Source organism: Campylobacter sp. DY7 (genome assembly GCF_057802535.1).
The window spans coordinates 57905-75012 of record NZ_JBYJAU010000006.1; the positions used below are offsets into that span (position 1 = coordinate 57905).

General features: G+C 29.5%; 15 protein-coding genes and 1 tRNA gene. 13 read left to right on the forward strand and 3 right to left on the reverse strand.

The window, feature by feature from the left end; genetic code table 11:
* Window positions 1-12 precede the first annotated feature (12 nt).
* From AC1B00_RS05305 to AC1B00_RS05335, 7 genes are read left to right on the forward strand one after another with little or no spacing between them, the layout of a single operon-like run.
* The gene (locus AC1B00_RS05305) at window positions 13-465 is read left to right on the forward strand and encodes a Fur family transcriptional regulator (RefSeq protein WP_239817624.1); all 453 of its coding nucleotides are present in this window, start codon (window positions 13-15) and stop codon (window positions 463-465) included.
* 20 nt (window positions 466-485) lie between these two features.
* The gene (lysS, locus tag AC1B00_RS05310) at window positions 486-1973 is read left to right on the forward strand and encodes a lysine--tRNA ligase (protein WP_488848580.1); all 1488 of its coding nucleotides are present in this window, start codon (window positions 486-488) and stop codon (window positions 1971-1973) included.
* 20 nt (window positions 1974-1993) lie between these two features.
* Window positions 1994-3229: a serine hydroxymethyltransferase gene (glyA, locus tag AC1B00_RS05315; protein WP_488848582.1), complete on the forward strand. Its 1236-nt coding sequence runs from the start codon at window positions 1994-1996 to the stop codon at window positions 3227-3229.
* Window positions 3223-3768: a DUF1882 domain-containing protein gene (locus AC1B00_RS05320; protein ID WP_239817627.1), complete on the forward strand. Its 546-nt coding sequence runs from the start codon at window positions 3223-3225 to the stop codon at window positions 3766-3768. Before glyA ends, AC1B00_RS05320 begins: the two co-directional genes overlap by 7 nt.
* Before the next feature lie 10 nt (window positions 3769-3778).
* Window positions 3779-4567, forward strand: coding sequence for an SPOR domain-containing protein (locus AC1B00_RS05325; RefSeq protein ID WP_488848584.1), 789 nt, complete (start codon window positions 3779-3781; stop codon window positions 4565-4567).
* Entirely contained in the window at window positions 4557-5318 is a 762-nt protein-coding gene (locus AC1B00_RS05330; protein ID WP_488848586.1) for a shikimate dehydrogenase, read from the forward strand. The genes AC1B00_RS05325 and AC1B00_RS05330 overlap by 11 nt, the downstream gene beginning before the upstream one ends.
* Window positions 5296-5664: a YraN family protein gene (locus tag AC1B00_RS05335; RefSeq protein ID WP_488848651.1), complete on the forward strand. Its 369-nt coding sequence runs from the start codon at window positions 5296-5298 to the stop codon at window positions 5662-5664. Before AC1B00_RS05330 ends, AC1B00_RS05335 begins: the two co-directional genes overlap by 23 nt.
* Before the next feature lie 57 nt (window positions 5665-5721).
* Here AC1B00_RS05335 and AC1B00_RS05340 read toward each other — a convergent pair.
* Window positions 5722-5796, reverse strand: a tRNA-Asn gene (locus AC1B00_RS05340).
* A 168-nt stretch (window positions 5797-5964) separates the two neighbouring features.
* On the opposite strand from AC1B00_RS05340, the gene AC1B00_RS05345 reads away from it, so the two are divergent.
* The 6 genes from AC1B00_RS05345 to AC1B00_RS05370 all read left to right on the forward strand — a co-directional run bounded on the left by AC1B00_RS05345 (window position 5965) and on the right by AC1B00_RS05370 (window position 14559).
* Window positions 5965-8148, forward strand: a complete 2184-nt coding sequence (locus AC1B00_RS05345; protein ID WP_488848587.1) for a molybdopterin-dependent oxidoreductase — start codon at window positions 5965-5967, stop codon at window positions 8146-8148.
* 106 nt (window positions 8149-8254) lie between these two features.
* Window positions 8255-10753 (forward strand): flagellar hook protein FlgE, encoded by a 2499-nt coding sequence (gene flgE, locus AC1B00_RS05350; protein WP_488848589.1) that lies wholly within the window; start codon window positions 8255-8257, stop codon window positions 10751-10753.
* A 165-nt stretch (window positions 10754-10918) separates the two neighbouring features.
* Window positions 10919-11695 (forward strand): complement resistance protein TraT, encoded by a 777-nt coding sequence (locus AC1B00_RS05355; protein ID WP_239817633.1) that lies wholly within the window; start codon window positions 10919-10921, stop codon window positions 11693-11695.
* A 76-nt stretch (window positions 11696-11771) separates the two neighbouring features.
* Window positions 11772-13346 (forward strand): TolB family protein, encoded by a 1575-nt coding sequence (locus AC1B00_RS05360; protein ID WP_488848592.1) that lies wholly within the window; start codon window positions 11772-11774, stop codon window positions 13344-13346.
* Window positions 13343-14089, forward strand: coding sequence for an FAD:protein FMN transferase (locus AC1B00_RS05365; protein ID WP_488848594.1), 747 nt, complete (start codon window positions 13343-13345; stop codon window positions 14087-14089). Before AC1B00_RS05360 ends, AC1B00_RS05365 begins: the two co-directional genes overlap by 4 nt.
* Before the next feature lie 146 nt (window positions 14090-14235).
* Complete coding sequence (locus AC1B00_RS05370; RefSeq protein WP_488848596.1) at window positions 14236-14559, forward strand: hypothetical protein; 324 nt, start codon at window positions 14236-14238, stop codon at window positions 14557-14559.
* A gap of 102 nt (window positions 14560-14661) precedes the next feature.
* On the opposite strand, the gene AC1B00_RS05375 is transcribed toward AC1B00_RS05370, so the two are convergent.
* Both AC1B00_RS05375 and ruvC read right to left on the reverse strand, forming a co-directional pair.
* On the reverse strand, window positions 14662-16323 hold the full coding sequence (locus tag AC1B00_RS05375) for an OmpP1/FadL family transporter (protein WP_488848597.1): 1662 nt from the start codon (window positions 16321-16323) through the stop codon (window positions 14662-14664).
* Window positions 16324-16455: 132 nt separating this feature from the next.
* Window positions 16456-16929 carry a crossover junction endodeoxyribonuclease RuvC gene (gene ruvC, locus AC1B00_RS05380; RefSeq protein ID WP_488848599.1) on the reverse strand — a complete coding sequence of 158 codons (474 nt, stop codon included), beginning with the start codon at window positions 16927-16929 and terminating at the stop codon, window positions 16456-16458.
* Between the last annotated feature and the right edge of the window lie 179 nt (window positions 16930-17108).

Below are 17108 nucleotides of genomic sequence, written 5' to 3' on the forward strand. Positions count from 1 at the left end.
AAGGAGATAAAAATGGAAAATAATATGGAATATGATGCTCTGTTAGAAGAGTTTAAAAAAATCTTAAAAACAAGTGGATTAAAATATACAAAGCAAAGAGAGTGCTTACTTAAATTACTTTACAACAATGAAGAACATAGCACTCCTGATGAATTATATGAAGCTTTAAAAGCAATGGATCCAAACCAAAATATAGGGATTGCTACAATTTATAGAACACTAAATTTATTAGAAGAATCAGGAATGGTTACTTCAATTTCTTTTGGCTCAGCTGGTAAAAAATTTGAATTAGCAAACAAACCACACCATGATCACATGATTTGCAAAACTTGTGGAAAAATTATTGAATTCCAAGATGATACAATAGAACAAAGACAATTAAAAATTGCAAAAGAACATGGATTTAAATTATCAAGCCACTTAATGCAATTATATGGAACTTGCAAAGATTGTCAAAAAAAATAAATTATATAGAAAGGTAAAATATGTTTGAAAACCCACTAGAACAACAAAAAATTAAGAAAGCCGAAGAGTTAAGGTCTTTAGGAGTTAATCCTTATTCTCATTTTGTAACAAAGCCGATGAGTATTAAGGAATTTAAAGATAAATATAATTTCATAAACGAACTTGAAGAAAAGAAATCAGAAGAAGTTTGTGATTTAGTAGGTAGAATTAAATTTATGCGTGATGGTGGGAAAGCCGTTTTTGCTAATATTGAAGACTTTAGTGATAGCATTCAAATCTATTTTAATAAAAGCACAATAGATGAAGTTTGGTTTGATAATATCAAAAAATTAATTGAAGTTGGAGATATTATTAAAGTTAGTGGTTATGCGTTTGTAACCAAAAAAGGCGAATTTAGTATTCATGTTAGCAAATTAGATTTAGTAACAAAAAGCATTTGTATTTTACCTGAAAAATTTCATGGATTAGTAGATATGGAAAGTCGCTACCGCCAAAGATATCTTGATATGATAATGAACGCAGAAGTAAGACAAGATTTTATAAATAGAAGTAAGATTGTTTCTTTTGTTAGAAGATATTTTGAAAATTTAGGGTTTTTAGAAGTTGAAACTCCTATGATGCACGAAATTGCAGGCGGAGCAAACGCAAGACCATTTATAACCCATCATAATACTTTAGGTGTTGATAGATTCTTAAGAATTGCACCTGAACTTCACTTAAAACGCTTAATTGTTGGTGGATTTGAAGCGGTATTTGAGCTAAATCGTTGTTTTAGAAATGAAGGAATGGATCTTACTCACAATCCTGAATTTAGCACTATTGAGTTTTATTGGGCTTATCATAATTACAAAGATTTAATGGCTTTAACAGAAGATTTATTAAGCAAGCTAATAGAACATTTAGGATATTCTTCAAATGTCATTACTTATGATGATAAGCAAATTGATTTTAGCACTCCATTTGCAAAAATTCCTTATAAAGAAGCCTTGGTAAAAATAGGTGGAATTGATGCGAACATAGTTGAAAATAAAGAAGAAATATTAAAAAAACTAAAGGCTGATGGTTTTGAAGCTAATGAAAAACTAGATTTAGGACATTTACAGGCTGAATTGTTTGATAATTATGTTGAAGACAAGCTAATCAATCCTACATTTATTACAGATTTTCCTGTATCAATTAGTCCATTAAGCAGAAGAAGTGATGAAAATCCTGATATTGCTGAAAGATTTGAGTTATTTATAGCAGGTAAAGAATTAGCTAATGGATTTAATGAATTAAACGATCCATTAGATCAATACGAAAGATTTTTAGCACAAGTTGAAGCTAAAAAAGCAGGTAATGATGAGGCTTGTGAAATGGATGAAGATTTTGTAAATGCACTAGGTTTTGGTATGGCTCCAACTGCGGGAGAAGGAATAGGAATTGATAGGCTTGTAATGATGCTAACAAATAAAAAATCAATTAAAGATGTAATATTATTCCCTGCAATGCGTCCTAAAAAGGATTAATAAATTTAAAAGGGGTTAAAATGATATTTGATACAGAAATAAATGACATAATAAAAGAAGAATTTAAAAGACAAGATGAAAATCTTGAAATGATTGCTAGTGAGAATTTTACATTCCCTGAAGTTATGCAAGTTAGTGGAAGTATTCTTACAAACAAATACGCAGAAGGCTACCCAGCTAAAAGATATTATGGTGGTTGTGAGATAGTTGATAAAGCTGAAGTTTTAGCAATTGAGCGTTGTAAAAAATTATTTAGTTGCAATTACGCAAATGTTCAACCGCACTCAGGCTCACAAGCAAACCAAGGAGCTTATGCTGCACTTATTAATCCTGGTGATGTTATTTTAGGAATGGATTTAAGTGCTGGCGGACATTTAACGCATGGTTCTAAAGTAAATGCGAGTGGTAAAGTATATACTAGTTATAGCTATGGAGTAGATGAGAATGGCTATTTAAATTATGATGAAATTGAGCGTATTGCGTTAGAAACAAAGCCAAAATTAATAGTTTGTGGAGCAAGTGCTTATGCAAGAATTATTGATTTTGAAAGATTTCGTAAAATTGCAGATAAAGTTGGGGCATATTTATTAGCAGATATTGCACATATTGCTGGACTTGTTGTAGCTGGTCTTCATCCAAGCCCATTTCCACATGCACATATTGTAACTTCAACAACTCATAAGACTTTAAGAGGTCCAAGGGGTGGAATTATTATGACAAATGATGAAGAATTAGCTAAGAAAATTAATTCAGCAATTTTTCCTAATCTTCAAGGTGGCCCGTTAATGCATATAATAGCAGCAAAAGCTGTAGGTTTTAAATACAATCTTGATGAGAGTTGGAAAAGCTATGCAAATCAAGTTATTAAAAACTGCAAAGTTTTAGCAGATGAACTGATAAAAGCAGGTTTTAAGCTTGTTAGTGGTGGGACTGATAATCATTTATTGTTAATGGATTTTAGCGAATGTGATTTTAGTGGTAAAGATGCTCAAATTGCATTAGAAAATGCAGGAATAACTGCTAATAAAAACTCAGTTCCAAACGAAAAACGCTCACCATTTATTACAAGCGGTTTAAGATTAGGAACAGCTGCACTTAGTGCTCGTGGAATGAAAGAAGAGCAAATGGTGCAAATAGCACAAATTATTAAAGAAGTTTTAAACAATATTAATAATGAAGAAATAATTAAAGCTTCTAAATTAAAAACTTTAGAAATATCTAAACAATTTCCATTATATAAGGATTTAAAATGCTAACAAGTAATGATATAGCTCTTATTAAAATGATTAATTCACATTATTTCATTAAAAGAGATAATATAGTAAGCAAAATAGAGCATAAAGGTAGAACTTTTTATAATAAATACGAAAGAATTAATGAATTTTTATCACCAAGCCTTATGAGAGAGCATGCAGAAGGTAAAATCATAATCGCACACAATCTAGTAAATGCTCAAGATAAAGTAGAAAATATTGTATTTGATTATAATGGCTTTAATACTGAAAAGTTTTGGCACAGAGCACAATTACTATTAAGAGAAGAAGGTTTTATTAATTTTACAGCTTATAAAAGCAAAACTCCAGGACATTTACATCTTTATATTCATAAAGGTCATACAGCTTTTACTGAAGGTTGTGGATTAGCTAATAAATTAAGTGCGATGTTAGCTCAAAAAATGCCTGTTGAATGGAGAGTATTCCCTACTCTTGATATGCCAAAAGAATATAATATATTAGCACTACCTTATGAAATTTATCAAAAAGAGCGTGGAGCGTCTTGGTCAAAACATATGTAAAGGATGAAAAATGCAAGAGCACAATAAATTTGAAGATTTGGTATTAGAAAACAACAATAAGAAAAATAAACAAAAGCAAGTTTTATTTAAAATCATTATGGTAATTATTGTATTTTTAATAATACTAATAATTTTTAAAATTGTAGGAAGTAGTGACAATTCAAAACCTGCTTTACCTCCGATAGAACCTAGTGCAAAATTTGAACAAAAAAGTCAAGATAATGAAGTATTTGAGAATTTAAAAAGCGAAAACGATGGCTTTAGCGATGATTTTTCTTCATTAGAAGAAAGACTTAAAAAAGAAAATAACATAGTTGAAGCAGAACCTAAAAAATCTCAAGAAGTTCAAAACGTTGTAAAAGAATTAGCAAAAGTAACTCCTATAAAAGAAGAAGTTAAACAAGCTACCCAAGAAACAACAAAAGCTCAAGAAAGCCCAAAAGAAGTAATTCAAGTAAAACAAGAAGTTAAAAAAGAAACTAAGCCTAAGCAAGAAAGCTCAGTTTTTGATACCTTGAATATATCAAAGCCAACTAATTTAGTAAAACAAGAAACTAAAGCTCCAAGTACAAGCAATCAAGGAAGCTTTATTCAAGTTTATGCTGGTAAAAACATTGACTTAAAATCTCACGAGATTAAAAAGCTTGATACTTTAGGCTTACAATATAAAGTTGTAACAGATAATAAAGGAATGAGTAGAGTTATCGTTGGTCCATATTCAAACAGCGATAAAGCAAATGCTTTAAAATACATAAGAGATAATGTGAAAAAAGACGCATTCTATTATCATGCAAAATAATAACTTTGGAGTGATAGGAAATCCTATCGCTCACTCTAAATCTCCAATAATTCATAATTTTTGGTATGAAAAATTAAATATAAAAGCAAATTACGAAAAGATTTTAGTAACAAATACAAAAGACTTAAAAGAAAATATATTAAATTATAAAGGCGTTAATATTACATTACCTTATAAAGAAGATGTGATTAATATTGTAAATGAGCTTAGCAAAGAGGTAAAAACAATAAAAGCTGCAAATACAATTATCAATGATAATGGCTTTTTGAAAGCTTATAATACTGATATTTTTGGCTTTTTTGAACCTATAAAAAACGAAAATATAAAAAATGCTCTAATAATAGGTGCAGGTGGGGCTGCTAGGGCTGTTTATTATGCTTTAAAAGAAAATAATATAAACATTAAAGTGATTAATAGAAGTAAAAAAGAAGATTTTTTATGCGAAGTTGATACTAATTTAAAAGAATTTGAATTTGACATTTTGATTAATACAACAAGCGCAAGTTTAAATAATCTTTTGCCACTTAATGAAGATATTTTAAAAACCTTAGCAAAAAATGCAAAAATAGCTTATGATTTAGCTTATAATCACGATATATTTTTAGATTTTTGTAAAACTCATAATAAAAACATCAAAATACAAGATGGACTTGATATGCTTGTTTATCAAGCAGCACTTGCTTTTAAATATTTTTGCGGAATTTATCCTAACGAAGATTTAATAAATGATGCAAAAAAACTCATTAGCTAAAAGTATTAAGGGTCTAAAATCATATATTTTTGGTAAAGAAAGCGAAAACAAAGCTCAAAATTATTTAACGAAAAATGGCTTTAAAATAATCACAACAAATTACAAATGTAAATTTGGCGAAATTGATATAATTGCAACCAAAAAGAACATTTTGCATTTTATAGAAGTAAAATCTAGCAAAAACTACGAAAGTGAATATTATTTAACAACAAAAAAACTAGAAAAAATCATAAAAACAATATATGTTTTTAAAGAGCATTTTCAAGATTATAATAATTTTGATTTTTGTATAGATTTGATAGCTATTAATAATGATAATATTAATTTCATTGAAAATATAAATTAAAAGAATTTGAAATAGGAATTATAAAAAACAAAACCTAAAAAATGGGAATAAAAAAAGTGGCTCCGGATGTAGGATTCGAACCTACGACCAAGCGGTTAACAGCCGCCTACTCTACCGCTGAGCTAATCCGGAATAAGTAGTTATCGTTAAGTAAAAGCGTAATAATAGCCAAGAAAATTTTATTTGTCAAGTATTTTTTTAAAAATTTTAATTTTTTTGATAAAAATTAGCTATTTTTAATAAAAATTAATGATTTTGATTTGAAAATATGTTATTTTAGCTAAAAATAAAGGAGATTTTATGAAAAAACTAATCGCTAGTAGGGTAGGGGCGTTTTATTATGAAAATGATAAAATCACGCCTTTTGAATATGACGAAGCACCAACTAAGCTTATACAAAATTATAAAAGCCGTATAAATCATAGCTCAAGGATAAAAAATCCTTGCGTTAGAAAAGGCTTTTTAAATGGTGATAAAAACCGCTTTGATGATGAATATATAGAGATTAGTTGGGATGAAGCCTTTGATTTAATAGCAAAAAATCTAAAGCATTATTATGAAAAATACGGCTCAAGCAGTATTTATGCAGAAAGCTATGAATGGGGCGGAGTAGGTAAGATTGGCTGGGGTAGAATGCTAATTCATAGGCTTATAAATACTCTTGGTGGCGGGGTGTTTGAATTAGGCGATTATTCTACAGGCTCAGCAATCGCAGCTATGCCTTATGTATTTGGCACACCTATCGTATATGAAAGAGCTACTGATTTTAAAGAGATTATAAAAAATGCTGAAGTAGTGGTATTTTGGGGTGCAAATCCTTTTGTAACTAGCAAAATCGCTCATGATATTCCTATGCACGAACACGAAAAATATCTAAAAGAAATCGCTAAAAGCAAGGAAGTGATTTTTATAGATGTTAGGGTAAATGAGAGTGCAAAGGCCATGAATGCTAAAACTCTAATTCCGAATTCAAATTCCGATATGGCAATGGCTATAGCAATGTGTAATTATCTTTATGTAAATAATCTTTATGATAAAGAATTTATCGCAAATCATACAACAGGATTTGATGAGTTTAGGGACTATTTTTTAGGCAAAGTTGATGGGATTAATAAAGACTTAGCTTGGGCTAGTGATATTTGTGGAATTAGCGAAGTTGAGCTTAAAAATCTAGCTTTAAAGCTTAAAAATAATCCTAGCAATATTTTATTAGGCAGGTCAATTCAAAGGCAATTAAACGGCGAATTTAACTATCTAGCAATAATTTGCTTAGCTTGTATGTGTGGGCATATTAGCAAAGATGGCTTAGGAATTGAGTTTAATTTAAGCAGTGGTTGCAAGGGCGAGAGTGCAAAAAATACCGAAAGTTTAAAGAATATTAATTCTCTTTTAGGCGAGATAAAAGGACAAAATCATTATATTCCAAGCTCTAGGCTAAATGAGTGCTTATTAAAGCCAAACTCTACTACAACCTATAAAGATGAGCTTATAAAATATCCTGATATAAAGCTTATGATAAATGCTTGTGGGGCGTATTTTACTCATCAACCAGATTCAAACGAGAGTTTAAAGGCTTTAAATAAGCTTGATTGTATCATTACTCTTGAGCCGTTTTGGACGTCTTTGGCTAAGTTTAGCGATATTGTTTTGCCTGTTGCAATTGAAGGCGAGCGATATGATATAGAGCAAAGCACAAATAAAGAGATTTTATTTGCTTTAAAACCTATAAAAGAGCCTTTTTATAATGCTTTAAGTGATTTTACAATTTGTAAAGAAATTGCAAAAAGATTTAATAAATCTTATGAATTTTGCAAAGATTTAGATGAATTAGATCTAGTTAAAATGGCTTATTTAGACATTGCTAAAAGATACGAAGCAAAAGGGATTTATTTAAGTTCATTTGATGAGTTTTTAGAGCGTGGATATGAGAAGGTGCAAGGATTAAGCGAACTTGAGCCTTATACAAGATTTAAAAATATTTCTAAAATTAGTCTAAATATAAAAGGCAAAATCGCAAAATACGAGATAAAAGATGAATTAGCTAGTAAATATCCATTGTTTTTAACCTCAGCACATAGTCCTTATAGACTTCATTCTCAGCTACACAATAGTGATATAAGAGATAGTGAGAATAATCTTGAGCCTGTTTATTTGCATACTAATTTAGCTAAGCAAAAAGGTATTAAAACAGGCGATATAATAAGGGTTTTTAATGATAGAGGAGAATTACTCGCGGGTGCAAGAGTAATTGATGATATTAATCCTAAAAGTATTTTGATTTTTCAAGGTGCTTGGTGGGATAAGTGTGATAATATGTGTATAAATGGAAATGTAAATGTGCTAACTAGTGCAAATCCTAGCTCAAGCGTATCAAATAGCAACACAGCTCATACTTGCAAAGTAGATTTAGAAAAATTTCAAGGGAATTTGAAACAGGAAATTAGAGTTTTCAAAGAGCCTAAAATAATAAAAAAACCACTATAAAAGCAGAGTTTTTACTCTGCTAAAAAAATATTTTATTTTGTATTTTTAAAATTGGAACACCTTTTGCTAAAACCTGCTTAGATATTTTATTATAAAGGATAGAAAAATGATGAGATCACTTTGGTCTGGAGTATCAGGTCTTCAGGCACACCAAATAGCAATGGATGTAGAAGGTAATAACATAGCAAACGTTAATACAACAGGCTTTAAGCACTCTCGTGCAAATTTCAGCGATTTAATGAATCAAACAAGCAAAGTTGCAACAGCTCCACAAGGAGAGCTTGGTGGTAAAAACCCTATGCAAGTTGGACTTGGAACTCAAATTAACTCAATTACTAAGATTTTTGCTCAAGGTAGTATCCAAACAACTAAGAAAAACACAGACTTAGCTATCCAAGGAGATGGATTTTTCGTAGTAAGCCCAGATGGTGGTAAAACTTATAAATATACAAGAAACGGAGACTTTGTTCGTGACGCTTATGGTAATTTCGTTGATAATAACGGCTATATAGCACAAGGTTGGTTAAGAGATGAAGTAACAGGCGAAGTTGATACTACATCTCCTATTAGAAATATTGTAATTAAACCAGGTCTTACAACTCCTGCAAACCCTACAACTTTAGTAAGTTTAAAAGCAAACCTAAACTCAGGTAATAGCATAGGTGATAAAAAGACTCCTATCTATCAATTAGATAGCAATCACGAATGGACTAATATAAATGGCGATGGCATTAAGGTTGATGCGGGCGTTCATAAAGAAAACGATGTTTCACAAAATAGCTTTATTACTACAAAAGACGGGCAATTACGCTTAAATGAGCGTGGCGTTGATATGGGAGTATTATTTAATGCTAGCGGTGAAAGCCTTGGACTTAGAAAAGGTCAAGGGATTTGGGTTAGTTATGCAGAAGCTAGAACTCAACAATTAGTTTTAGGAACTGCAACAAATGCAATAGATAATAATGGTGCTTTTGCAACTCCTGCTACTTTAAATATAGAAATTAATGGAACTCAAATAAGTGGTAGTGTATCAAGTGTAGCTGATATGGCTGCAGCAATTAATGGAGTAAGTGGTAAAACAGGTGTAAGAGCTGATATAGTAAATGGAAATAGATTAGTATTAGTAAATGATAATAAGCAAGGCACAACAGCTGCTATGAAAAATATCATAGTAAGAGCAGGAAATGGTGCTGCTGCAGATAATACAGGTTTAATTGGTAATGCGGGAAATGGTTTTACAGATAAAGGTGATGGAAATGGTGCTAGTATTAAAGTAATTACAGCTTATCAATATACTTATGATCCAAACCCAACAAATACTCCACACGCATTAAATGCAAATACAGCAAGAAGTTTTAATACGACAGAAGATTTAAGAGAAGCTATGCAAAAAGACGCAAGACTTTATGTAAATTACGATGGAAGACAAGTAACTGATGCTGATTGGGGAACAGCAGGAACTAAAAACGACGGAGTAGAAGTAATTGTAGATGCTAAAGGACAATTCGTTATAAAAAATCCAAAAGGCGATGCATTTAACGAAGATGATGGCGATATTACTGATATGAGTACAGAAGCAATCAATGAAAGAGCAAGAATTAAATACAATGCACAAAATCCAGCACCAGCTCAACAATGGGATCAATTAACACCTTTAGCTCAAGCACAATATATAGAGCAAAACGCTGATGTTAGAACTCCAAATAATGCTAACCAAACAGAAGATGACTTCAATATGTTCTTAAGCATTAGCAACCTAACAAACCCTGCAAATAATGTTAATGAAAACGATAAATTCATGAAAACTATGCAAGGTATGCAAGGAGCACTTACAAGTGGAGATGGTATTCGCCAAACTCAAGGATTATATATGAGCGCACATAGTTCAAGTATTGATATATTTGACTCACTTGGAACAAAACACTCAATTAAATATGACTTCACAAAAATAGGCTACACAGATGATGGTGGAACAGAGTGGGGAATAGTAATTCAAGTTCCAGAACCATGCGAAATCAACATTAGTGGCGAAGGTCCAAAAAACGTTCTAACAGGAACAATTAGATTTAATAGTGATGGTTCATTACAAGGATTTAGCCCAAGCTCAGTTAGCTTTACAGCAAACAATGGTTCAACTCCAAATCAAAACATAGATTTTTATTTCGGTAATCCAAATGATTTTGATGGAATTACTAGCTATGATAGAGAGAGTAATACAAGTGGTATTTCTCAAGATGGCTTTAGTGGTGGGGACTTAAACGGAATTAGAATTGATGAAAGCGGAACAATCATCGGAAGCTTTACAAATGGTAGAAGCTTTGGTCTAGCACAAATTGCTATGGCAACATTTACAAATAACGAAGGTTTAGAGGCTGAAGGTGGTAACGTATTTACTCAAACTTCAAACTCAGGTGAGCCAGTAATCGGAGCTGCTACAACAGGTGGTCGTGGTAAAATCCAAGCATCTAGCCTTGAGATGAGTAACGTTGATTTAAGTACTTCGCTAACAAACTTAATCGTAATTCAAAGAGGTTATCAAGCAAACTCTAAAACAATCACTACAAGTGATCAAATGCTTAACACACTTTTACAATTAAAACAATAATTCTTAGGATTTAAGACTCATCTTAAATCCTTTTTTTACTTTTTAAAACTCAAATTCCTATTTCAAATTCCAATTTTTTAAATAAAGAATATAAAAAATAAATAAAAATTATAAAAAAACTAAATTTTATAGTAAAATAAAAGTTATTTTGTTTAAGGAGTTTTTATGTACAAATCAAGCATTAAATTAGCTTTAAGTTCTTTAGTTGCTATGAGCTTACTTACAGGTTGTGTTACTACTACACTTGAAACTACTGCAACAATGACTCAATCAATCTTCATTGACCCAGTTGCAAAAGAAAAAAGAATAGTATTCTTAAATATTAAAAATACAAGCGGACAAAACATTAATTTAGAAAGTAAATTAAGAATGTTGCTTGAGCAAAAAGGATATATGATTACAGATAATCCTGACAAAGCTACATTTATTCTAAGCACAAATATTTTATATTGCGATAAAAAACAAGAAAATACAGCTGCAGCTGCAGCGGGCTTAGGTGCTAGTGTTGGTGCTGGTGTTGGCGCTTACAATCACGGAACTGCAGGTGCAACAATTGGAACAGGTCTAGGCGGAGCTTTACTTGGTGGAATTATAGGAAAACTTACAGAAGATACAATCTATCAAATGCAAGTTGATATAAACATTAAACAAAAAGCAAAAGGCAAAGTTTTAAGTAGCAAAGGAGCTACACAAGGTCAAGCAAGTGTTAGTGATGGAAGAAAAAGTGGCTTTATGAATAGCTTTTCAGGTCCTGTAAGAGGAAATAAAACAGGTAGATTAAACTCAAATATTTCAAGCTCAACAGCACAAACATACGAAAGCGATTATATTGAACAAGTTACTATGATGTTTGCAGAAGCTACTAAATTAAATCTAAAAATTGAAGAAGCAATTCCTGCTTTAGAAGATAAAATGGCAAATCAAATTGCTGGATTATTTTAATAAATAATTAAAAACTTAAACTTCCTTTAAATAATAATTCTTATAATTTTTATCAAATTATTATGAAAGGAAGTTTATGAAAAAAGTTTTTTTAAGTTCTACTCTTGCGTATTTTTTAGCAAGTTCTTTAAATGCAAGTTATGTTATAAACCCTAAAGAAATTATAGATATTTATGAAGATAGTTTAAATAAAACTAGCATAAATGCAAAATTTATAAAATCAATTAATCCTGATGAAAGCTTTAAAGCACATTATCAAAATTATTTTGAAGGCAAGTCAAAAACTGATTTATATTTGCGTGACATTGATATTAAAAATAATAAAGCCCTAGCAAGTGGGAGCTATCACTCATCTATTTTATTATATGATTTAGATAATGATAAGGTTATTTATAACGATTTTTATGCGATAAAAGATGCAGACCATAAAGAATTAGGTAAAAAATATCCAGAAGCAAAACAAGATGAAGAAGAAAAGAAAAACAAAAATGATGATGAATGGAGTGGGGCTAGTGAATTATTTGTAGAACAAGCTGAATTTATTGATGATAAAACTGCATTTGTTAATACTATGCCAAAGTATTTAGGAAGAGATAATAAAGAAGCAAGACCTTATTTACACCACGCAGGAATTCATAAAATTGAGTTTAGTAAAGATAATAAAATTAAAGAATTTGCTTTTACTAAAGGTGAATATTTTTTGTTTAGAAAATTTCAAGATGGTGTAATTACTCTTGATAATAATGAAACTTTTAATATTTTTAATAAGGATTTAAAGCTAAAAAAGTCTTTTAAAATCCCAAATGTTGTAAAAGCTGATGTAAGGCTTAATAGATTATTTGTATTATTAAAAGGCGATAAAAAAGGCATATATGAATACGATTTTAAAAGTTCAAATCTCATAAAAATTGCAGATTTTAAAGAGCAATATTTTGGTCGCCCTATAAAAGCAACCACAAGCCCCTTTTTAGTAAGCCCTGATGCTAAATATATTTATTATGCAAGCCCACATAATTATAATTCTAAGCTTTGCAAAGTTGCTATAAATAATGGCAATACAAATTGCTCTAATACAGGCTTTGCACTATTTGCAGGCTCTTATGCAATAAGTCCTAATGGTAAAACTCTAGCTTATACTTTTGGAGATAGATTAGGGCAAACTCATATTTTTAATATAGAAGATAAGCCATATTTAGCAGGAAGTATAAAAGGCGGAAATGTAAGCTATGCAGCGGCTTTTAAAGATGATGATACTTTAGTAGTTTCTAATAATCGTAGAATTTTAGATATTTATAAACTACAAAAAGGCGAAATTATTGATATTAATCAAAAATTTGAAAACCTAAAAGAAAATATCTTTTCTTTTATAGCTGCAGATATGGAAAATATCGTAATAAAAGTAAAAGAAAGTGGCGGTAAGAAAAAAATAAAATCAGATATTATTTTTCCACAGCACATAGATGGAATAAATATATCGTATTTATTGCCTGATGAATTTGAAGAATTTGTAGATAAAAATGGCAAAATTTTTGATATTCCTAAAAATGATTTAAGCGGAGAATTAAGTGTGATTTTAAAACTTAGTAAAGATGGAAAAATTATTCGTGAAGAAGCACTGAGTTCATATTTTAAAATAAAAGTTAAAAAATGAAAGAATACGCATTTGCTTGTTTTAGCACAAAATGTGTAATTAAGCTAGATGCTAAAGAAGAATTAGCATCTAGCTTAGCTAATAAATGCTTTGAAATTTGCAAAAATTTACACCTAAAATATAATTATTTTGATAAAAATTCTTTAGTTTCAAAAATAAATCAAAGAGATAAAAATCGCATAAAATTAGACAAAGAAAGCCAAAAAATATTAGAAATTACCATAAAATTAAGCAAAATTACTGATTATGCTTTTGATATAACTTTAATTAATAAAAAGCTTGAAAATAACGCTATTTATGGAAAAAATGCCTTTATTTTAGATAAAAGATTTATTGAATTTAGTGATTTAAAAACTCAAATTGATTTAGGCGGAGTGATTAAAGAATACGCCGTTGATGAGTGTGCTAAAATATGTGAAAATTATCCTTTCATAATCAATTTTGGCGGAGATTTAAAGACAAATAAAAATATTTTTGTAAATCTTAAAAACCCAAAAAATCCAAGCGAAGCAATTAAAAAAGTGAATATAAATAATCTTGCACTCACTACTTCAGGACTTTACGAAAGAGCAAATCATATAATAAATACTCAAGATTTTAAATATAATCAAGTTAGCGTAATAGGAGAAAGTGCTTTAAATTGCGGGGTATTTTCTACTGCCTTATGTTTTAAAGATTTTGAATTACCAAAAGAATATCAAGCAATTTTGATTGATTTTAATAATTTAATTTATGAAAAATAATAAAACTCTAATTCCTATTTTAAATTCCAAACAATATTAACTTTTAATCAATCTTAAAATATTTTTTAAAATTTTAAAAATATTTACAAAGCGTTGTTTTTTTTATATTTTTTACATTTTAAAAATTAAATTAAAAGGAGACAATTATGTCAAATAATGAAAAAACGATGGTATGTCCTTTTTGCGATGAGCAATTAAGATTTGGTGTAAAAGTATGCAGGGGTTGTCAAGCTGAGATTACTTATGATTATGGTAAAAGTGGAGATGGTTTAGCTTTTCTTATTGTTTTAGCATTAATTTATGTGATGTTTTTTACTAGTGTTTTAGGTGATAGTTTTTTTGATAGATTAACTAATTTTTGGTTTTTTGTGGGTCTTTTAACGAATGTTATATTGATTATAGGTTTGGTTAAATCAATGAACGAAAAAAAAGAACCTCAAGCAAAATTTGAAAGAAGGCAATTTAGATAATTAAAAAGGCTATAAAAAGCCTTTAATTTAGATATTTAAAATATTCGAAATTCCTGTTTTAAATTTCAGAATTTAAAATAGGAATTTCACGAAGTTTTTTGATTAAAAATTATAGCTTATCCCTAAGTTTATAATCTGATTTGATTGTTTTTTAAACTCGCCAACAGTTGGCAAAAAATTACTCGTAACATGATTTAGATTATTAGTTTTTACATCGGCGTATTTTTGATACATTCCTGAAAGATTAAAAATTAAATTTTTATTATATCTATATTCAGCTCCCAAAGAATACATATACATCCTACTATCCTTTGCTAAAAAGCTAATTTCCTCACGCCTAATAGGACTATCTTCGGTAGCAAAACCAGCCATAAAAGACCAGTTTTTATCATAATTATATCTATAACCAATGCTTAGAAGAGTCGTATTTTTCCAATTTTGTTCAAGAGAATCATCTAATAATGCAGCTAGCATATATTCTTGCATTTGTTCTTTATCAGTATCGCTAAAATCAATCATTTGCATAGCTTGTTTAATAATTTCTTGAAGCGTACCTGAATTAGCACAGCCATTTTCTAAACAAAGCTGAGCTGTTGCTTGTATTAACTGCACTGTTTTTTCAGGCATTTGTGGAGCATTTATATCTACTTTTAGTTTTTTAAATTTATCCCAAAAAGTCCTTCCTACATTTAGCATAAATTCGTGCTTTCCTAATTCATAAGCAATACCTAAATTTATACTAGCAGGATATAAAAATTCAGTCCTAAAATTTCCACTAAAATTAATCTTATCATCTTGCGAACTAAGAGAATTTAAAATACCACCATTTGAATCAAAATTATAAACATCAAGCAATACAGCAGCCACTGTAGTATTAAATCCAAAAAGATTATTAAAATATTCATCATAAAAAGCATAATCGCCGTATTCTTGCAAAATATTATCAATAAACATTGCAGCTTCATTACCGCCAATGCCACCTGATTTAAAATAAAAATCAGTCATTTCAAATTTTGATATTTTAAAATCTAAAGAACCATAAAATTTACTCAAATATTTAGAATTATAAACAGCAGAAAATCTTAATTTTTCATCAAAATATTTAGGTGCATAAGTTAAAGCTAATTTATATCCATAATTTATATCGCTTTTTGTATCGATTTTGCCACTATAAGCCCAATATGTATCATTTGTGGGATTAAAATAATTTATGCTTTTAGCATTGTCCTTTTCTAAATCAAACTCAAGCTTAGAAAAATTTGCACTAACACTTGCACCAAAGCTAAGTTCAGGGGTAATTTTGCTTGAAATTGATAAAGCCGCAGTTCCGCCACGAATATCCATATTTTTTGTTAAAGACTTTGCAAAATAATCATTCCAACCATAAAGCCCTGCAAAATCAGTATAAGCTGCAAAGCCTAAGCTAGTATCATCGCTAAGTTTATATAAATATGCAAAAGTAGGTAAAGCTACTGTGTAGCTTTTGCCTTTTGCATTATTTTTGGCATAAAAATCATAATTATTATTTTTATTTTGATTTGTAAATTCTGGTCCCTTTATATGGTAATAATTAGTGCTAAAATGTAATTGGGAATTATTAAAAAAGCTCATATTAGCAGGATTTATAAATACTGCATCAGCGTTAAAACTCTTTGCTAAATTAGCCCCTGCTAAAGCAACTCCATGCGAACTTAATGGCACTAATTTATAATTAGAAGCTAATAAATTACTAGCAAAGAAAAACAATATCCCAAACTTTTTCATAATAATCCTTAAAGCGCTTTAGATTGATTTTAATTAATTTGATTTAAAAATCAAAATATTTAATTTTGAAATTCCTGTTTTAAATTCCTTGAAATTATTTGGAATTTGAAATAGGAATTTGGCTTAATAATTTTAAATACTTTTAGTATAAAAGCTATGAGTGAGTGCAACTGCCATTGCGTCGGTTATATCAAGTGGTTTTATTTCTTTATTTATTTTTAAAAGTTTTTTCACCATGAAGGCTACTTGTTCTTTTTCTGCTTTGGCTTTACCTGTGATTGTCTTTTTTACTTGAAGGGCTGTGTATTCACTAAAATTTCCATAAGTTTGCAAGATTTTAAGCAACATCGCCCCACGAAACTGCGCTAATTTTAAAACACTTTGAGGATTGTATGCAAAAAAGATGTTTTCAACTGCTACGCTTGCACTAGGAACTTTCTTAAAAATCATTTCAAACGCTTCATTTAATTCTAAAATATTGTCAATTAATTCCTTGCTTTTAAACTTGATAAGCCCTGCTTCTAAAAGAATATTTGAACTTCCGTTTTTTTCAAGCAAACAATAACCGCAATATTTTGTCCCTGGGTCAAATCCTAAAATTTTCATATGTGAAATCCTTGTGAAATTTTAAATTATATTTTTCTAAAAAGCCTATTTTTACGATAAATTTCTTAATGAAATATAATTTCACATAATAAGTTTTTCATAAAAAATCTTATGAAATTTCACAAAATTTTCATTTTTAAAAATTTAAAGCCTTAAAAATTTCACTAATTACTATAAAT